Below are 16,858 nucleotides of genomic sequence, written 5' to 3' on the forward strand. Positions count from 1 at the left end.
TAATTTTAAGATTAATCTTTGTGTTCAGCACTAAAAACGATACCCCTTTTAGGATCAATTGTAACAACAATACCATTTGATAATAGATCTGTTGCATTTTTTGCATCTGTAATGACAGGAATATCAAGTGCTAATCCTACAATTACAGCATGGGAATTATTTCCGCCTTCTTCAACAATAATACCAGATGCCTTCTTCACATATGGGATAAAATCATTATCAATTTTTGATGTAACAATAATATCCCCATCGCAGAAATTAGATGCAATATCTTCTATTTTTTTACCTACACAAATAGGAGCTGTTGCAACATTTTCGCCAAATCCCTGTCCTTCAACTAATACATGCCCAACTACATGAACCTTAAGAATATTTGTTGTTCCACTAATTCCAACTGGAACACCTGCTGTTATAACTACTAAATCACCGTTTTTTACCATACCAGACTTAACAGCAATATTTACCGAATGTTCAAAAATATCATCAGTTGCTGATTTATATTCAGATAAAAATGGATAAACTCCCCAAGATAGTGCAAGTTGCCTTCGAACTTTATCAGAAGGTGTTGTTGCGATTATCGGACAAGCAGGTCTAAATTTAGATACCATTCTTGCTGTATTTCCAGATTTTGTTACTGTTATAATTGCCTTTGCTCCAAGATCATGTGCAGTCGTACATGTTGCATGTGAAATTGCGTTAGTAACATTGACTGGCATTTCAAATTGTTGTGAAAAATATCTTTTTTTGTAATTAATTTCTTCTTCCACTCTGGTGGCAATTTTTGCCATTGCCCTTAAACTTTCAAGTGGGTATTTACCCATAGCAGTCTCACCTGATAGCATTATAGCAGATGTACCATCATAAATGGCATTTGCAACATCGCTTGCTTCTGCACGTGTAGGTCTCGGATTTCTAATCATAGAATCTAACATTTGTGTAGCAGTAATAACTGGTTTTCCTGCTTTATAACACTTTTCAATTAACATTTTCTGAACAAGAGGGACCTCTTCAAAAGGTAGCTCAACACCCAAATCTCCTCTTGCTACCATAATACCATCTGCTACTCGTATTATTTCATCAGCATTATTTACGCCTTCTTGTGTCTCAATTTTTGCAATGAGCATAATATCTTTACCATTATGTTCATCTAAAAATTTTCTTATTTCTATAACATCGCTTGCTTTTCTAATAAATGATGCAGCTACAAAATCAATATCATTTTCTATTCCAAAAAGAATATCTTCTTTGTCCTTTTGTGTTAGTGCAGGTAATTTTATTGATATACCTGGAACATTTACTCCTTTTTGGTTAGATATTATCCCTCCATTTTTTACTTCACAGACAATATCAGCGTCTGTTTTATCAATAACAACTAACTCTATTAATCCGTCATCTATAAGAATTTTTTGACCTGGCTCAACATCATATATTAATTCTTTATAAGTAATGCTTACCCTTGAATCGTCCCCTAAAATATCCTGTGTCGATAAAACAAAACGCTGTCCATTTTTTAGTTCAACTTTGCCATCTTTAAAAAAACCTATTCTAATTTCTGGACCTTTAGTATCTAATAAAATAGCAATAGGTAGATCTAAATCTTCTCTTACTTTTTTTATGATATCAATCTTTTTTTTATGCTCTTCGTGGGTACCATGTGAAAAATTGATTCTTGCAACATTTAATCCATCAAGAATCAATTTTCGTATCATCTCTTCAGAATCGGAGGCAGGCCCTAATGTACATATTATTTTTGTTCTTCTCATTTTTCCCTCCATTATAGAGATAATATATTAGATAACTGATACATATATTCATCAATTGATTTCTTCATGGATAGTGCTTCATCAATGTCATAATCAACAACTTTACCATCTTTATATGCTATAATTCTATTTTTCTTACCTTCATTAATTACCTCGACTGCTTTCGCCCCCATTAAACTTGCCATAACTCTATCTTGAGCAGTTGGTGATCCACCTCTTTGTATATATCCAAGAATTGTTGCTCTTGTTTCAATACCAGTAGCTTCTTCAATTTCCTTTGCAAGTTCAGTTGCTCCACCAATACCTTCGGCTAATATTATCAAATTGTGAAGCTTTCCTTTGTTTTTACCTTCAATAATTCTTCTAATTATTTCCTCTTTATCAATTCCTTTTTCTGGTATAATTATTGATTCTGCTCCACCTGCTATTCCACTAAGTAAGGCAATATGTCCCGCATGTCTACCCATTACCTCTAAAATACTTACTCTTTCATGTGAAGTCGCAGTATCCCTAATTTTATTAATTGCATCTTGAACAGTATTTAATGTTGTATCAAATCCAATTGTATAATCTGTGCATGCAATATCGTTATCTATTGTACCTGGTATTCCAACAACTGGAATATCAAATTTACTTAAATCACGTGCACCCCTAAATGAACCATCACCACCAATTACAACTAAAGCATCAATTTTAAATATTCTGCACATTGAAGCAGCTTTCTTTTGCCCATTTTCAGTCATAAATTCAGGTGATCTTGCTGTTAATAGAATAGTTCCACCACGTTGTATAATATCTGAAACTGAACGTAGATTCATTTCAAAAATATCACCTTCAATAAGACCATTATAACCTCTTCTAATACCCATAACCCTATAACCATAATAAATACCAGTTCTAACAACAGCTCTAATAGCTGCATTCATACCAGGTGCATCCCCACCACTTGTTAAAACACCAATTGTTTTAATTTCTGTCAAAACAAATACCCCTTTCTATCAATTTAATTATTAAAATCCTTTTTCAATAATAATATTGTGAGCCTCATTGACTTCAGTTTCCGGAACAATTATTTCAAAGTATCCTTCAACAGCGTCTTTCGTTGAGCTTTTAATTTGTGTAAGGATACCTTCTTTTTCTAGTTCTTCTTTTATTTTACTTGCAATTTCACTGTTTGAAGTAATATAGACTACCTCCCACATAAAAACACCTTCTATTATTTATTTTGAGCATCTGAGATAATAGTACCATGTTTTGTATATATCTCAGCATAACCCCTTACTTTTATTGCAGAAGTATTCTCTGTAAACTGTGCAAGTAATACTTCTCCTTTATCAAGTTTTTCAGTATGATGAAGACGAGTATCTTTCCCCCGTGTTAGGCCTATAACATTAACGCCATTTTCAAGTGCTTTTACAATAATATAATCACCATTTTTGAAATTATTAGTGTTTTCGTCCATTATCCTTACCACCTCTTCTCAAATATTATAACAAAAATTATTAAAAATCAATAATCATCATTGCATATTTCGACATTTTCATTCCCAAACCATTCTTTAAGCTGTTCAATAACAGTATTATTTAATGATATACACATATTATTTTTTGAAATAAGTCTTTTATTATCTTTTATAATAACAATCTTAGTTTGTCCAGAGAAAAATTGAATAAATGATTTAAATTTATTGGATAACAACATATCAAAATTATTAACCTTAATTTTTACTATCTTATGCATATTATCACTTTGAGCATTTTCATTTCTTTTAAAATTATTCTTATCTAAGAAATTATTATCAATCTTCATTATTTTTTGAGCAATGAACTTGATTCCTTCATCTTCATTATAGTTTAATTTTGCTTCAAATATTAAAACTAAGTCTTCTTTTAAAAGATCAGAATATTGTTCATAAATTGTTGGGAAGACAATAACTTCAGCATTATCAGAATAATCTTCTATTTTTACAAAAGCCATTGTTTTATTTGATTTTGTTAGTTTTATATTCACATTCCTTACAATACCACAAATTAATACCTGTTGGTAGTTTTCAATTTGGACTTCGGTCAATTCTTTCAATTCACTTAAATTAATTATATTATATTTATCAATTATACTCTTAAACTCTTCAATTGGATGACCATTTATATAAATACCTAATACATCCTTTTCCATCTGTAATAATTCCTTTTTTGTTGGTTGCGGTGTTTGAATATATTCATATACTTCATTTTCAGTAGATAAGGTTTCAAAAAAATTAATTTGATTTTGATTCTTTTTTAAAATCTGTTTTTTAGAAAGAATATCATCTATGGATAGAAGCATTGAATTTCTATTTATTTTACTAAAATCAAAAGAACCACTTTTTATTAAACTTTCAATTACTCTTTTATTTACAATATTGCTGTCAGTTCTCATTATAAAATCATATAAATCTTTATAATTACCATTCTTCTTCTCGTGAATAATATGTTGAATAACATTATCTCCAATATTCTTTATTGCCTTCAACCCAAAACGGATATTATTACCTTCAATAGTAAAGTCGTATTCACTTTTATTAATGTCAGGACTTAATATATTTATTTTGAATTTTTTACACTCATCAATATATTGACTTACCTTCTCATTTGAATCCATTACACTTGTAATTAAACTTGTCATAAATTCAATTGTATAATAATATTTCAAAAATGCAGTTTGGTATGCTAAAACAGCATATGCTGCAGCATGAGATTTATTAAATGCATAACTAGCAAAATCAAGCATTATATTAAATATTTTTTCTGCTATATCTTTTGGGATATCATTATTAACCGCACCATGAATAAATTGCTCCTTTTCATGGAGTAAAATATCTGCTTTCTTCTTTGCCATTGCTCTTCTTACAAGATCAGCTCTACCAAGTGAATAACCAGCTAGTTCTCTGAAAATTTGCATTACCTGTTCTTGATAAACAATACAACCATAAGTAACATTAAGTATCGGTTCAAGTTTTGGATGTAGATATTCAATATTTTCTTTGTTATTTTTGTTTTGAATGTAAATTGGTATTTGATCCATTGGACCAGGTCTATATAGTGAAATCCCTGCAATAATATCTTCAAATGTTTCTGGTTTTAGATCATGCATAAACTGTTTCATACCACTACTCTCTAACTGAAATACACCTTCAGTATTTCCTTCAGATATAAATTTGTAAACATTTTTATCTGAAAAGTCAATTTTATCAATATCAATTCGTATTCCTCTATTTTTATAAATCAAATCAATTGTATTTTGTATCACAGTTAATGTCCTAAGTCCTAAAAAGTCAATTTTTAGCAAACCTAATTCCTCTAGTGTAGTCATTGGAAATTGTGTAACAACAGCATCGTCACTTTTCGCTAATGGAACAATATCTTCCATAGGACAAGAAGAAATAACAACACCTGCAGCATGAACAGAAGAATGCCTAGGCATTCCTTCTATTTGCATTGCTAAATCTAGAAGATCTTTAATTGTTGAATTGGTTTGATAAAGGTTTTGCAGATCACCATTAGTTTCGAGAGCTTTATTTATTGTCATTCCTATAGAAAAAGGAATCATTTTAGCTATTTGATCTACTAGTGCATAAGAAATCCCAAGTGCCCTTCCGACATCTCTTATTGAAGCTCTTGCAGCCATTGTACCAAAAGTAATAATTTGACTTACTTTATCTTGTCCATATTTTTTGATAACATAATCTATAACTTCTTGTCTTCGTATATAGCAAAAGTCAATATCAATATCTGGCATAGTTATTCTTTCTGGGTTTAAAAATCTTTCAAACAACAAGTTATATTTCAAAGGATCAATATTTGTAATACCTAAACAGTACGAAACAATACTACCTGCTGCAGAACCTCTTCCAGGTCCTACCATAATATTATTGTCTTTTGCATATTTAATAAAGTCGTGAACAATCAAAAAATATTCAGTAAAACCCATACTTTTAATAACTTCAAGTTCATAATTTAATCTATTTAAAGCTTCATTATTTTGTAAATTATATTTTTTAGAAAATCCATTTATTACTAATTTTTTTAGATAAGAAAATAGATCATTTTCATTTTCTGGCAATTCAAACTTTGGTAATTTTATTTTACCAAATTCAAATGAAACATTACATTGTTCAGCAATTTTCAAAGTATTTTTAAGTGCTTCAGGATAAAATGAAAATATATCATACATCTGATCAAATGATTTTAAAAAGAATTGGTCACTTTGAAATTCCATTCTATTTGTGTCATTAACTGTTTTCCCAGTTTGTATGCATAGAAGTATGTCATGCATTCTTCTATCATTCTTGTTTAAATAATGAACATCATTGGTTGCAACAACATCAATATCGTATTTTTTTGAAAGTCTTAAAAGTTCTTGATTTACAATCTTTTGCTGTTCAATTCCATGATATTGAAGTTCAAAATAAAAATCTTTGTCAAAAACCTGTTTATAAAAGTTAATTGTTTCAAGTAATTTTGTAGTATTTTCAGATAAAATATACTGAGGTATTTCTCCAGCTATACAACTAGATAATGCAATCAATCCTTTAGAATATTTAGATAATAAATCCCAATCTATTCTAGGTTTATAATAATATCCTTCAGTAAAAGCATATGAAACCAATTTTATTAAATTTTTGTAACCTTCATTGTCTTTAGCAAGTAATATTAAATGAAATGTATTGCTATCAATATTAGGTTCTTTATCAAATCTTGTACGTGGTGCAACATATACCTCACATCCTATTATGGGTTTTATATTATATTCTAAAGCTTTTTTGTAAAAATCAATTACCCCATACATTACTCCATGATCAGTAATAGCAACAGAATTCATATTAAGTTCTTTTACTCTTTGGAATAATTTATCGATTCTAACTGCACCATCCAATAAACTATACTCTGTATGAAGATGTAAATGAGCAAATGACATTATTTTGCACCCTTTATTCTAAGTTTTCTATAATATCCAATATATAGTAGTTATAATTTATTGATAAATCAATATCTTTTCTATAAGTTAATTTCTTTCCTTCACTATCATAAATTATTCTAACAACAGGTCTCGATGGAAACTTAACATTATTATATATTACAATCCCTTTTTCTCTTGAATTTAATAATACATATGTTCCAATACTAAAAAGTGAAATATAAGGAACGAATTTTGATACCAAATAGCTATCAAAATGAGTTGTTGAAGAATTCAACAAATATTCAATAGCAATATGTGGTTTAAGTCTTTTTCTATATTCTCTATCATTAGTTAAGGCATCGAATACATCGCCGATTGAAGCTATTTTTACTATTTCTGGTATTTCTTCTCTTGTTTTTCCAAAAGGATATCCACTCCCATCAAGCCTTTCATGATGCAGTAATGCAATTTCACATGAAATTTGATCAAATTTATATGTATTATACAAAATATCAAATCCCATTATTGTATGCAATTTAATCATTTCATACTCTTTATCTTGGAGAGGCCCTTTTTTTGTAATAATATTTTTTGATATCTTAATCTTGCCAATATCGTGTAATAATGACCCTATACCTAACCGCAAAAGATTGTCTTCATTATATTCTAACTTTATACCTATCAGTATTGAATAAATCATAGTATATAGAGAATGAAAATAAGTATAGTTTCCTATTCCCCTTATTTCTATCAAATTCAGAATTACTTCTTTATTGCTTAATAAATTATTCATAATCTTATTTACTATATTTATAATATCTTCAGTAATAGCAGACTTATTAATAATATTATTTGATAGTACATTATTTATTACTTCGAAGCATTCTTGTTTAACACTCTTTGTTATCAACTCTTGTGTATCCATATCATCTGTAAACTCATCTTTAACAAGTATTTCATCTATTCCAAGTTCACTCATTTTTTTTATATGAAATCTATTTATAACTTGTCCTTCGGATAATAAGATTGTTCCGTTAGAAGAATAAACATCTCTAGCTAATATCATATTTTCTTTAGCATTTTTTAAACTTATTCTTTTCAATTTTGTATCTCCTCTCAAACTGGAAAATAAATTCTTTTTTCAGTTATAATACAATCTAGCGTAATATCGTGTTTTTCAATTGGAATTGCTTTACATTTCTGAACTTCATATGCAAGTCCAATTCTTAAACACGACATTGGTGTACGTTTTAAAAACCTATCATAATAACCTCTTCCAAACCCAAGTCTATTACAATTTTCATCAAATCCAACAATTGGAATAATACACAAATCAAGTTTTTCAGGAGATATTTGAATTCCTTCTAAAGGCTCATTTATTTTCAATGAATTCTTTTTATATTCTGTATCTTTATCTATTTTTATAGCTACCATTTCTTTGTTATCAATAATTTTAGGAACATAAACATTTATCTTTTGTATTAAAAAATAGTTTATTATATGTTTTGTATCTACCTCATTTACTAAGTTCAAATAAATAAATATATTATTAATTTGTTTATTTTTAAGATAAATTAATAACCGTTGAAAAATTATTTTATCACAAAGATTCTTATAATCAGAATTTAATTGTTTACGTTTACATAACGCTTTTTTTCTTAATTCATTTTTGGTCATCGCTCTACCTCTTTATAAATAATTTATCATAAACAAACTATAATTTAAATATATAAAATAAATAATAATATGTAAAAAGCCCCGATTATGCAATCAGGGCTATATAATTAATCTTGATTTACAACTTTTCTATTTTTATAATAACCGCAATTTGGACAAATCCTGTGAGGAAGCTTCATTTCGTGACATTGTGGGCATTCTACTAAATTGTTTGCTTCTAATTTCCAATTTGCTCTATGTTTATGGGTTCTTTGTTTTGACCATTTTCTTTTTGGTTGAGCCATGCTTCATTACACCTCCTTTTTCTCACTAGAGTCGAAATTCTGAAGTAGGTTTTTTAGAATACTAAGTCTAGGGTCAATATTTTCTACTTCACATTGACAAACATTAAAATTAAGGTTTGTACCACAAACAGGACACAATCCCTTACAATCTGGTCTGCATAACATTTTCATTGGTAAATTAAGTAAAATAGAACCTAACACATATTCATTTAATTCAATAAAATCATCTTTAAAAATGATTTTATCATCATCCTGAACATTTTTATTAGTATATTCTTCAATAAAATTTACATCAACATTATAAATAGCATCTTCTAAGCATCTATAACATGATGTTTTTATTGTTGTTTTTATTTGTCCTTCAACTTCAAAACTTTCGCCAATATTAGTTATCTTACCAATAAATGATACTGGATCGATAAATTCTATAATATCACCTCTAAATTCAACGTTCCCCCAGTTTTCAGTGAAATTAAATTCTTCAATCTGCCCTTTGGTTTTCAATTTAGAAACATCTAACCGCATAGTAAGTCACCTCTAAATTATTAACGAATGTATTATAAACTTTTTAATACACTTTGTCAAATTAAGCTTAAAATAAATTAGTTTGCATAATATTATTATTTTTAATTACAGTAAATATAATCTTTTATTGCATCATATTTTTTTTCACCAATCCCACTTACATTTTTAATGTCGTCAATTGACTTAAATCTACCAACTTTTTCTCTATAATCAATTATTTTTTGGGCAATTGCTGGCCCTATTCCTGGCAGTTTTTCAAAATCTGATTTAGATGCTGTATTAATATTTATTTTACCATTATCATTCTCGATATTATTATCTACTATCACGTTATTCTCATCTATTTTTTCATTTATTTTAGGGACATAAATTTTTTGTTCGTCAACTAATTTTTGAGCCATGTTAATCTTTGTTAAATCACTATCTTTTAAAGTTCCTCCTGCTAATTCTAATGCTGTAAATACTCTATCTCCATTTTTTAGTATATAGACTCCAGGCTTCTTAACATTTCCAGTAACATATACATATATTTTTTGACTTTGATTTGGTAAACTTCTATTTTCATTATTTTCATCAATATTCATTTTATTATCTTCAATAGATTCAATATTTATTTTTTCAATGTCACTATTTGTTTTAAATATGTAATTCAATTCAACAAAATTAAATATTAACGAAATAACTATTACAACAATGAATATTTTTTCTCTTAATGAGAAATTCATAAACATATGTTTATTTCACCTCATATCAGCTCAATAAATTGACTTACTTAAATATTATAATATATACTTATTTTATCACAACATAAGTTTTGCAATAAAGGGAGGCTTTATTTTTTAATGCTAAAAAATATTAAATTCTTTGTTTTAATTAATCTACTAGTTTTATTATTGTTTAGTAATTTAATTGCTTATGCTTCTCAAGACATTAAAATTTCATCTGTATCAGCAATAGCTATTGATGCAAATACTGGGCAAGTTTTATATCAAAAAAATCCACATGAAAGGCTTTATCCGGCTAGCACAACTAAGTTAATAACAGCTCTAGTTGCTCTAGAAAAGGAAAAAAATCTTAATAAATTATTTACTGTTAGTAAAAATGCCACATTGATTGAACTAGGAAGTAGCAGTTTTTATTTAACTGAAGGAGAAACAATATCTTTTAAAGATTTGTTATATACTCTACTTCTTATCTCTGCTAATGATTCTGCAAATGTTATTGCTGAAAATATTTCTGGTAGTATAAGCAGTTTTGTTAATGAAATGAATAATTATGCATTAAATTTAGGATTGAAAGATACTCATTTCGAAAATCCTAATGGTTTACATAATGATAATCATTATACTTCAGCTTATGATCTATCAATACTAGCTAGTAAAGCATACAAGAATAAGATTATTAGAGATATAGTAAAAACAGAAAGTTATACAGTTAATACTGCATCAAAGCATATAAAACCATACTCAAAAATCATATATAACATAAATAAATTAATTAGAAAAAATTCAAAATATTATTATAAATATGCTAATGGAATGAAAACAGGATATACAACTCATGCTAAAAGAACTTTAGTAGCATCTGCATATTATAATAATATGAATATAATAGTTGTTACATTGAAATCTGAAAATGCATTTGACGATGCTATTAAGATTTTTAATTATGTTTTTGATAATTTTGAAAAACGAGAAATTATAGCTAATAATGCAATTGTTGATACAGTTTATGTAAATGATAAAGATAATATTAAAGTACCTGTAAAGGTTTATAATAAAGAAGCCTTTTTTTCACTCGTTGAAAAAAATAATAGTAACAATATCAAATTTGAAAAAATATATAACAAACTTTCTTTACCAATAAAAAAAGATGCCGAGGTAGGAAAGCTAAACATTTATTATTCAGATTATTTACTTGGAAGTGTTAAATTATACTCATTAGAAGATGTATCATATAAGAGAAAAATTTCCATCAATAATTTTGCTTTAAAGTCAACAAAAATATTACTTTATATATGTTTATTTATTTTTTTGTTATTTATGGTATTCTTTTTAATATTAGTTTTTATATTAAAAAAGAAAAAGAAGAAAATTCGATTAAAAGAAACATCCCCATTAAGATTTACTACTTTAATTAGAAAAAAATAAAACCCCTATTTTTTAGGGGTTTTATTTTATATATTTACTTTTGGAGCATCAATCCAAAGTCTCTCAAGATTATAAAATTCTCTTTCATTTTGATGGAATACATGCAAGATAATATTACCAAAGTCAACAACAACCCATCTATAAGTTGTTTTCCCTTCAATTCTTAGTATCTTTATGGTCGACTTTTCTTCAACATTATCAATTATTGCTTTAACCATTTGTGTTGAACTTGCACTACAAATAATAAAATAATCAGTAACAATTGATAACTTGGATATATCAAGTATAGTAATATCAAATGCTTTCTTCTCTTCAATTAATTTAACAATCTCTTGTAACTCTTGCAATTTTTTCACTCCTTATTTATTTTATCTCAAAAATTATATCATATTTATTGTTATAATCAGGTTGATATAAAATAGTAAAATTATTTATATCTTCACCTAATTCCTTTTTTAAAATATTAATATAATTCCTATTAATTCTCTTACTTATTATTTTGTCTTGATCAAATTTGCTCCACTTTCTTTCAGTAGATACATTTTGAAAGCCATGTTCTATTAATTTATTTTTAAGTATTTCAGCATTATCTTTGTTATTATAATATATTTTTATTAACAAATCTTTATTAACTTCAGGTTCTTGTATATCTTCAACTAATTTTTTTGTTTCTTGTGTATCATTTATATAATAAGATACTTTATCTATCCATTGGGGTTTACCAGGTAATGTTGTCATTACCATCAAATCTCTATTTATCTTTTTTGCATTTTCTGCAAACCACATTATTTCTCCTCTAGTAAAATTTTGTTCAGTATATTTTGACACTGTATTTATAATAATAGGAAATCTTATAATATTTTGTGGAAGTAACATTTTATCTATTAATGAATTAATAAGTTTCTTTTGTAATTCAATTCGTCCTAAATCGCCACCAGGTCCATATTCTTTTCCGTTTGAATTATGTCTCCATCTCAAAAATTGAATAGCCTTTTCTCCATTTAGATGTTGTTTACCTGCGGGTATATCAATATATAATTCTTTATTTGGTGTTGTATCTACATAATATAGATGAAACGGAACATCAACATCAACACCACCAACAAGATCAACTATTTTTTTAACTGCTTCGTAGTTAACAGAAATATATTTATCAATTTTTATATTTAAAAGTTCCTCAACAGTTTTAATAGCTAATTTCTCTTTCCCATAAGCAAAGGCAGCATTAATTTTATTATAACCTGGCTTCCCTTCTATTTGCACTTTCGTATCTCTTGGTATTGATATGATATTAACACTTAGATCTTTTCTTATCGTAATTAGCATCATTGTATCTGAACGGCCTGCTTCTCTACTATCAGCACCAAGTAGAAGAATATTTAATGGAAGATTGTCTTTCATTTCTTGATCGCTAACAGTACCCATTTTATCAAAAATACCACTTATGATTGGAGGAAGACTATTATTATTCCCTGAAGAATAAATTTTAAATAATATAGCTATAATAAGAAAAAAAACAGCAATTGTAGCAAGAAATGATATTAAAAATATCTTAGTTTGCTTTTTTAATTTAATCTTGGTTTTCATAAGTTAAATCTCTCCTATCTGATAATAAACTGTTTTGAAGAATTAGTTGATTTCTCGCATTGATTGTATATGGATGAACTAATCCACCTAAATCAAAAACATATTTCAAAGTACTTTCCATAGCTTTTATTATTGATTTATCTAAATCCTTAAAAGCTAATTCTCTAATTAATTCAATACCAGAAAAACATCGTGAAGGTTCTATAATATCAGCTACATAAATAATTTTCTCTAAGAGTGACATATTTTCTCTTCCAGTTGTGTGGTATGCAATAGCATTTAATATATCTACATCATTTATTAAAAAAATTTTTTCTGCTACATATTTACCAGCAGGACCATGTAGTAGTTCTTTTTGACTAACCATTATTTTATCTATAAATATACCAGAGTTTTTCGCGTAATTCAACAATACATCTGTTTCTAAACATTTAGCACAATCATGTAACAAACCTGCTATTATTGCTTTTTGTTTATCACAATTATAATGTAGTGCTAATTCTTCAGAAATTTTCATTACCTGCAATGAATGTTGCAATCTCCTTTTATTTAATAAATTCTCTAATATTATTAAGTAATTTTGAATATCATTCAATGTAAAGCCCCTTTCTTTTTATGTAGTCTTCAACTTTCCAATGTACTAAATATTTAATGCTTTTTCTTTGCTTTATTAATTCTCTTATCTCAGATGATGATATATCAATTATAGGCATGTCAATAAATAAAAAGTCTGTGTTATAATCTTTCGTTAATTCATTAATTTTATCTATAATAGTATCCTTTTCACGAATTCTAGGTAAAACAATAAATTTGTTTTCCTTAAGCAATTGTTCTGATTTATACCAATTCTTGACTTCATATAAATTATCACTTCCAATTATAAAATATACTTCTTGATAGTATTCTTTAAAATATTTTAATGTTTCAATAGTGTAGCTTTTTGTTGTTTTTTTTATTTCATAATCAGAAACAATAAATTTATCATTTTCTTCAATTGATAGTTCAACCATTTTCAATCTATCCTCTGACGAGACAATATTTGCTTTATGTGGTGCTATACCATTTGGAAGAAAAATTACTTTTTGTATATCTGTTTTGTTAATAACATATTGTCCAATTATCAAATGTCCTATATGAATAGGATTAAAAGTACCTCCAAGAATTGCAATCTTCAATACTATCACCAAGCCTTCCCTCTATATATTATATTACATTATATTTGTCATAAAAATATCAAAATATGTATTGTATATTTATGCATTATATGATATAATCTCAGCATAATAATAATATGAGGTGATAATTATGTCAATTAATAAAGTTGTATTAGCTTATTCTGGAGGTTTAGATACCTCAATTATTATACCTTGGCTTAAAGATAATTACAATTGTGAAGTAATAGCAGTTGTAGTAAATGTAGGGCAAAATGATGATTTCAATGAAATCAAAAATAGAGCAATTCAGACTGGTGCAAGTAAAGTTTATGTTGAAGATGTTAAAGAAGAATTCTTTAATGAATATATTCTTCCAACTTTAAAAGCTGGTGCTGTCTATGAAGGTAAGTACTTACTTGGAACATCAATGGCAAGACCACTTATTGCAAAAAAACTTGTTGAAATTGCAAAAAAAGAAAATGCTGATGCTATAGCTCATGGTGCAACTGGTAAAGGTAACGACCAAGTAAGATTTGAAACAACAATAAAAGCTCTACTTCCAAATATAAAAGTTATTGCTCCTTGGAGAATATGGGACTTAAAATCACGAGAAGAAGAAATAGAATACGCAAAGAAAAAAGGTATTAATATACCATTTAAAAAAGATGATAGTTATAGCATGGATGGTAATATATGGCATCTATCTCATGAAGGTCTTGATTTAGAAGATACTAATAATTCTCCTGATTTCAATAAAGTATTAAAAATTACAAAAAATCCATTTGAAATAAATGATCAGCCTGAAAAAATAACAATTGAATTTGAAAAAGGTATTCCTGTAAAATTAAATGGCCAAAAATTATCTGGCATTGAAATATTAGAAAATCTAAACAAGTTAGGATCTGAGCATGGAATTGGAATTGCTGATATTGTTGAAAACAGATTAGTAGGTATGAAATCAAGAGGTGTATATGAAACACCTGGCGGAACAATTCTTTTCTATGCACATAGAGAGCTTGAATATCTTTGTCTTGATAGATCAACAATGCACTTTAAAGATTTGGTAGCTATTAGATTTGCTGAACTGGTGTACGATGGTTTGTGGTTCTCGCAATTAAGAGAGGCATTATCAGCATTTATTGATAAAACTCAAGAAAATGTAAATGGCCAAGTTACACTTACTCTTTATCGAGGAAATATATATTCAAGCGGTTCTTCTTCACCAAATTCATTATACTTAAAAGATTTAGCTACATTTGAAGAGGATGATATGTACAATCAAAAAGATGCAGAGGGTTTCATAAACCTATTTAGCTTGCCTTTAAAGGTTTATGGTATTGTAAACAAAAAAGGAAGTGATAACAATTAAGCTTTGGCAAGGAAGATTTAACAAAGATTCTGATTCATTATTCGAAGAATTTAATGCCTCTATATTTTTTGATATAAATTTAATTGAAGATGATATAAATGGATCAATAGCTCATGTTTCTATGCTTGCAGAAAAAAAGATTATCTCGGAAACTGAAAAAAATCTGATTATTGAAACATTAAATAATATTTTGAAAGACTTTAAAAATAATTTAATAACCTTTTCTTATTCTGACGAAGACGTTCACATGTTTGTTGAAAAAGAACTAATCAAGAGAATTGGTGATATAGGCAAAAAAGTTCATACTGCTCGTTCAAGGAATGATCAAGTTTGTCTCGATATTAGATTATTTTGTAAAAGAAAAAATGAAGAAATACAAAGATTATTAAATAATTTAATAAAAAAGATTATTGAAATAGCTGAAAATAATATAGATGTAATAATGCCTGGTTTTACTCACCTACAAAAAGCACAACCGATATTATTTTCACACTACATCTTAGCTTATGGTCAGATGTTTTATAGAGATCTAATAAGATTTAAAAATAATTATGATCTTATTGATTTTATGCCATTAGGAAGTGCTGCATTAGCTGGTACTACTTATGATATTGATAGATTTTTTGTTAGTAAAATGCTTAGCTTTAGTTCTGTAACAGAAAATAGTATTGATACTGTATCTGATAGAGATTTCATATTAGAGATGTTATTTAATATTGCAGTAATTCAAATGCATTTAAGTAGAATTGCTGAAGAATTTATAATTTGGAATATGGATGAATTAAAGTATATTGATATTGATGATGCTTTTTGTTCAGGTAGTAGCATTATGCCACAAAAGAAAAATCCTGATGCTTTAGAACTTATAAGAGGTAAAACAGGTAGAGTTTATGGAAATTTGGTTAGTTTATTAACTACTTTAAAGGCATTACCTCTTGCATATAATAAAGACATGCAAGAGGATAAAGAACCTTTATTTGACTCTGTTGAAACCTGCATAAATAGCTTACTAATAATCACAAAAATTCTTGAGACATTAAAAATAAACAAAGAAAATATGCTCAAAGCATGTTCATATGGTTTTATTAACGCAACCGATTTAGCTGATTATTTAGTTCAAAAATGTGGTATACCATTTAGAGATGCTCATTTTATTGTTGGTAATATTGTTAAATATTGCATTAACAACAATAAAACATTAGATTCTCTTGCTTTAGAAGAATACAAACAATTCACAGACCTAATTGATATTGATGTTTATAATGAGATAAGCCTTGAGTGCTGTATAAATAAAAGAAAGAGTTATGGCGGTACCTCAAAAGAATCTGTTCTAGTTCAATTGAAAAATCTTAAAGAAAAAATAGAAAATTAAAACCCGAGGAAAATACTCCTCGGGTTATCTTTTTAGACA

Annotated in this window: 17 protein-coding genes; 3 read left to right on the forward strand and 14 right to left on the reverse strand. The window is 27.5% G+C overall.

The annotated features are described in order from the left end of the window. Window positions 1-11: 11 nt before the first annotated feature. The 10 genes from pyk to ACAG39_02715 all read right to left on the reverse strand — a co-directional run bounded on the left by pyk (window position 12) and on the right by ACAG39_02715 (window position 9,918). Window positions 12-1,763 (reverse strand): pyruvate kinase, encoded by a 1,752-nt coding sequence (pyk, locus tag ACAG39_02670; protein MEZ0536137.1) that lies wholly within the window; start codon window positions 1,761-1,763, stop codon window positions 12-14. Between the two features lie 11 nt (window positions 1,764-1,774). Further along, window positions 1,775-2,734 (reverse strand): 6-phosphofructokinase, encoded by a 960-nt coding sequence (gene pfkA / locus ACAG39_02675; GenBank protein MEZ0536138.1) that lies wholly within the window; start codon window positions 2,732-2,734, stop codon window positions 1,775-1,777. A gap of 39 nt (window positions 2,735-2,773) precedes the next feature. Next, window positions 2,774-2,965, reverse strand: coding sequence for a putative signal transducing protein (locus tag ACAG39_02680; protein MEZ0536139.1), 192 nt, complete (start codon window positions 2,963-2,965; stop codon window positions 2,774-2,776). 14 nt (window positions 2,966-2,979) lie between these two features. Further along, window positions 2,980-3,225: a trp RNA-binding attenuation protein MtrB gene (mtrB, locus tag ACAG39_02685; GenBank protein ID MEZ0536140.1), complete on the reverse strand. Its 246-nt coding sequence runs from the start codon at window positions 3,223-3,225 to the stop codon at window positions 2,980-2,982. Window positions 3,226-3,272: 47 nt separating this feature from the next. Further along, window positions 3,273-6,719, reverse strand: coding sequence for a DNA polymerase III subunit alpha (locus tag ACAG39_02690; GenBank protein MEZ0536141.1), 3,447 nt, complete (start codon window positions 6,717-6,719; stop codon window positions 3,273-3,275). 13 nt (window positions 6,720-6,732) lie between these two features. Next, window positions 6,733-7,803 (reverse strand): HD-GYP domain-containing protein, encoded by a 1,071-nt coding sequence (locus tag ACAG39_02695; protein ID MEZ0536142.1) that lies wholly within the window; start codon window positions 7,801-7,803, stop codon window positions 6,733-6,735. Window positions 7,804-7,817: 14 nt separating this feature from the next. Beyond that, window positions 7,818-8,378 (reverse strand): 5-formyltetrahydrofolate cyclo-ligase, encoded by a 561-nt coding sequence (locus ACAG39_02700; GenBank protein ID MEZ0536143.1) that lies wholly within the window; start codon window positions 8,376-8,378, stop codon window positions 7,818-7,820. Window positions 8,379-8,485: 107 nt separating this feature from the next. Continuing rightward, window positions 8,486-8,662, reverse strand: coding sequence for a 50S ribosomal protein L32 (rpmF, locus tag ACAG39_02705; protein MEZ0536144.1), 177 nt, complete (start codon window positions 8,660-8,662; stop codon window positions 8,486-8,488). 6 nt (window positions 8,663-8,668) lie between these two features. Beyond that, window positions 8,669-9,187: a DUF177 domain-containing protein gene (locus tag ACAG39_02710; GenBank protein MEZ0536145.1), complete on the reverse strand. Its 519-nt coding sequence runs from the start codon at window positions 9,185-9,187 to the stop codon at window positions 8,669-8,671. Window positions 9,188-9,288: 101 nt separating this feature from the next. Then, window positions 9,289-9,918: a helix-hairpin-helix domain-containing protein gene (locus ACAG39_02715; protein ID MEZ0536146.1), complete on the reverse strand. Its 630-nt coding sequence runs from the start codon at window positions 9,916-9,918 to the stop codon at window positions 9,289-9,291. Window positions 9,919-10,029: 111 nt separating this feature from the next. On the opposite strand from ACAG39_02715, the gene ACAG39_02720 reads away from it, so the two are divergent. Further along, on the forward strand, window positions 10,030-11,337 hold the full coding sequence (locus ACAG39_02720; protein ID MEZ0536147.1) for a D-alanyl-D-alanine carboxypeptidase family protein: 1,308 nt from the start codon (window positions 10,030-10,032) through the stop codon (window positions 11,335-11,337). A gap of 26 nt (window positions 11,338-11,363) precedes the next feature. On the opposite strand, the gene rsfS is transcribed toward ACAG39_02720, so the two are convergent. From rsfS to nadD, 4 genes are read right to left on the reverse strand one after another with little or no spacing between them, the layout of a single operon-like run. Next, window positions 11,364-11,684, reverse strand: a complete 321-nt coding sequence (rsfS, locus tag ACAG39_02725; GenBank protein MEZ0536148.1) for a ribosome silencing factor — start codon at window positions 11,682-11,684, stop codon at window positions 11,364-11,366. 16 nt (window positions 11,685-11,700) lie between these two features. Beyond that, the gene (locus ACAG39_02730; protein MEZ0536149.1) at window positions 11,701-12,924 is read right to left on the reverse strand and encodes an LCP family protein; all 1,224 of its coding nucleotides are present in this window, start codon (window positions 12,922-12,924) and stop codon (window positions 11,701-11,703) included. Beyond that, window positions 12,908-13,519, reverse strand: a complete 612-nt coding sequence (gene yqeK, locus ACAG39_02735) for a bis(5'-nucleosyl)-tetraphosphatase (symmetrical) YqeK (GenBank protein ID MEZ0536150.1) — start codon at window positions 13,517-13,519, stop codon at window positions 12,908-12,910. The genes ACAG39_02730 and yqeK overlap by 17 nt, the downstream gene beginning before the upstream one ends. Continuing rightward, on the reverse strand, window positions 13,512-14,108 hold the full coding sequence (gene nadD, locus ACAG39_02740; GenBank protein ID MEZ0536151.1) for a nicotinate (nicotinamide) nucleotide adenylyltransferase: 597 nt from the start codon (window positions 14,106-14,108) through the stop codon (window positions 13,512-13,514). Before nadD ends, yqeK begins: the two co-directional genes overlap by 8 nt. A 121-nt stretch (window positions 14,109-14,229) precedes the next feature. On the opposite strand from nadD, the gene ACAG39_02745 reads away from it, so the two are divergent. Together ACAG39_02745 and argH are read left to right on the forward strand one after the other, a co-directional pair. After that, on the forward strand, window positions 14,230-15,447 hold the full coding sequence (locus ACAG39_02745; protein MEZ0536152.1) for an argininosuccinate synthase: 1,218 nt from the start codon (window positions 14,230-14,232) through the stop codon (window positions 15,445-15,447). Beyond that, a complete protein-coding gene (argH, locus tag ACAG39_02750) occupies window positions 15,443-16,819 on the forward strand; it encodes an argininosuccinate lyase (protein ID MEZ0536153.1) in 1,377 nt (458 codons plus the stop codon). Before ACAG39_02745 ends, argH begins: the two co-directional genes overlap by 5 nt. The last annotated feature ends 39 nt before the right edge of the window (window positions 16,820-16,858 follow it).

It is taken from the genome of Caldicellulosiruptoraceae bacterium PP1 (assembly GCA_041320695.1).
Taxonomy (GTDB): Bacteria; Bacillota; Thermoanaerobacteria; order Caldicellulosiruptorales; family Caldicellulosiruptoraceae; genus JBGGOQ01.

Excerpts from the sequence above, each read along its gene's own strand:
- ACAG39_02720 (MEZ0536147.1), top strand. The coding sequence starts at position 10,030 with ATGCTAAAAAATATTAAATTCTTTGTTTTAATTAATCTACTAGTTTTA.
- rpmF (MEZ0536144.1), bottom strand. The coding sequence starts at position 8,662 with ATGGCTCAACCAAAAAGAAAATGGTCAAAACAAAGAACCCATAAACAT.
- pyk (MEZ0536137.1), bottom strand. The coding sequence starts at position 1,763 with ATGAGAAGAACAAAAATAATATGTACATTAGGGCCTGCCTCCGATTCT.
- ACAG39_02745 (MEZ0536152.1), top strand. The coding sequence starts at position 14,230 with ATGTCAATTAATAAAGTTGTATTAGCTTATTCTGGAGGTTTAGATACC.
- ACAG39_02710 (MEZ0536145.1), bottom strand. The coding sequence starts at position 9,187 with ATGCGGTTAGATGTTTCTAAATTGAAAACCAAAGGGCAGATTGAAGAA.
- ACAG39_02680 (MEZ0536139.1), bottom strand. The coding sequence starts at position 2,965 with ATGTGGGAGGTAGTCTATATTACTTCAAACAGTGAAATTGCAAGTAAA.
- mtrB (MEZ0536140.1), bottom strand. The coding sequence starts at position 3,225 with ATGGACGAAAACACTAATAATTTCAAAAATGGTGATTATATTATTGTA.
- ACAG39_02700 (MEZ0536143.1), bottom strand. The coding sequence starts at position 8,378 with ATGACCAAAAATGAATTAAGAAAAAAAGCGTTATGTAAACGTAAACAA.
- ACAG39_02715 (MEZ0536146.1), bottom strand. The coding sequence starts at position 9,918 with ATGTTTATGAATTTCTCATTAAGAGAAAAAATATTCATTGTTGTAATA.
- ACAG39_02690 (MEZ0536141.1), bottom strand. The coding sequence starts at position 6,719 with ATGTCATTTGCTCATTTACATCTTCATACAGAGTATAGTTTATTGGAT.
- ACAG39_02730 (MEZ0536149.1), bottom strand. The coding sequence starts at position 12,924 with ATGAAAACCAAGATTAAATTAAAAAAGCAAACTAAGATATTTTTAATA.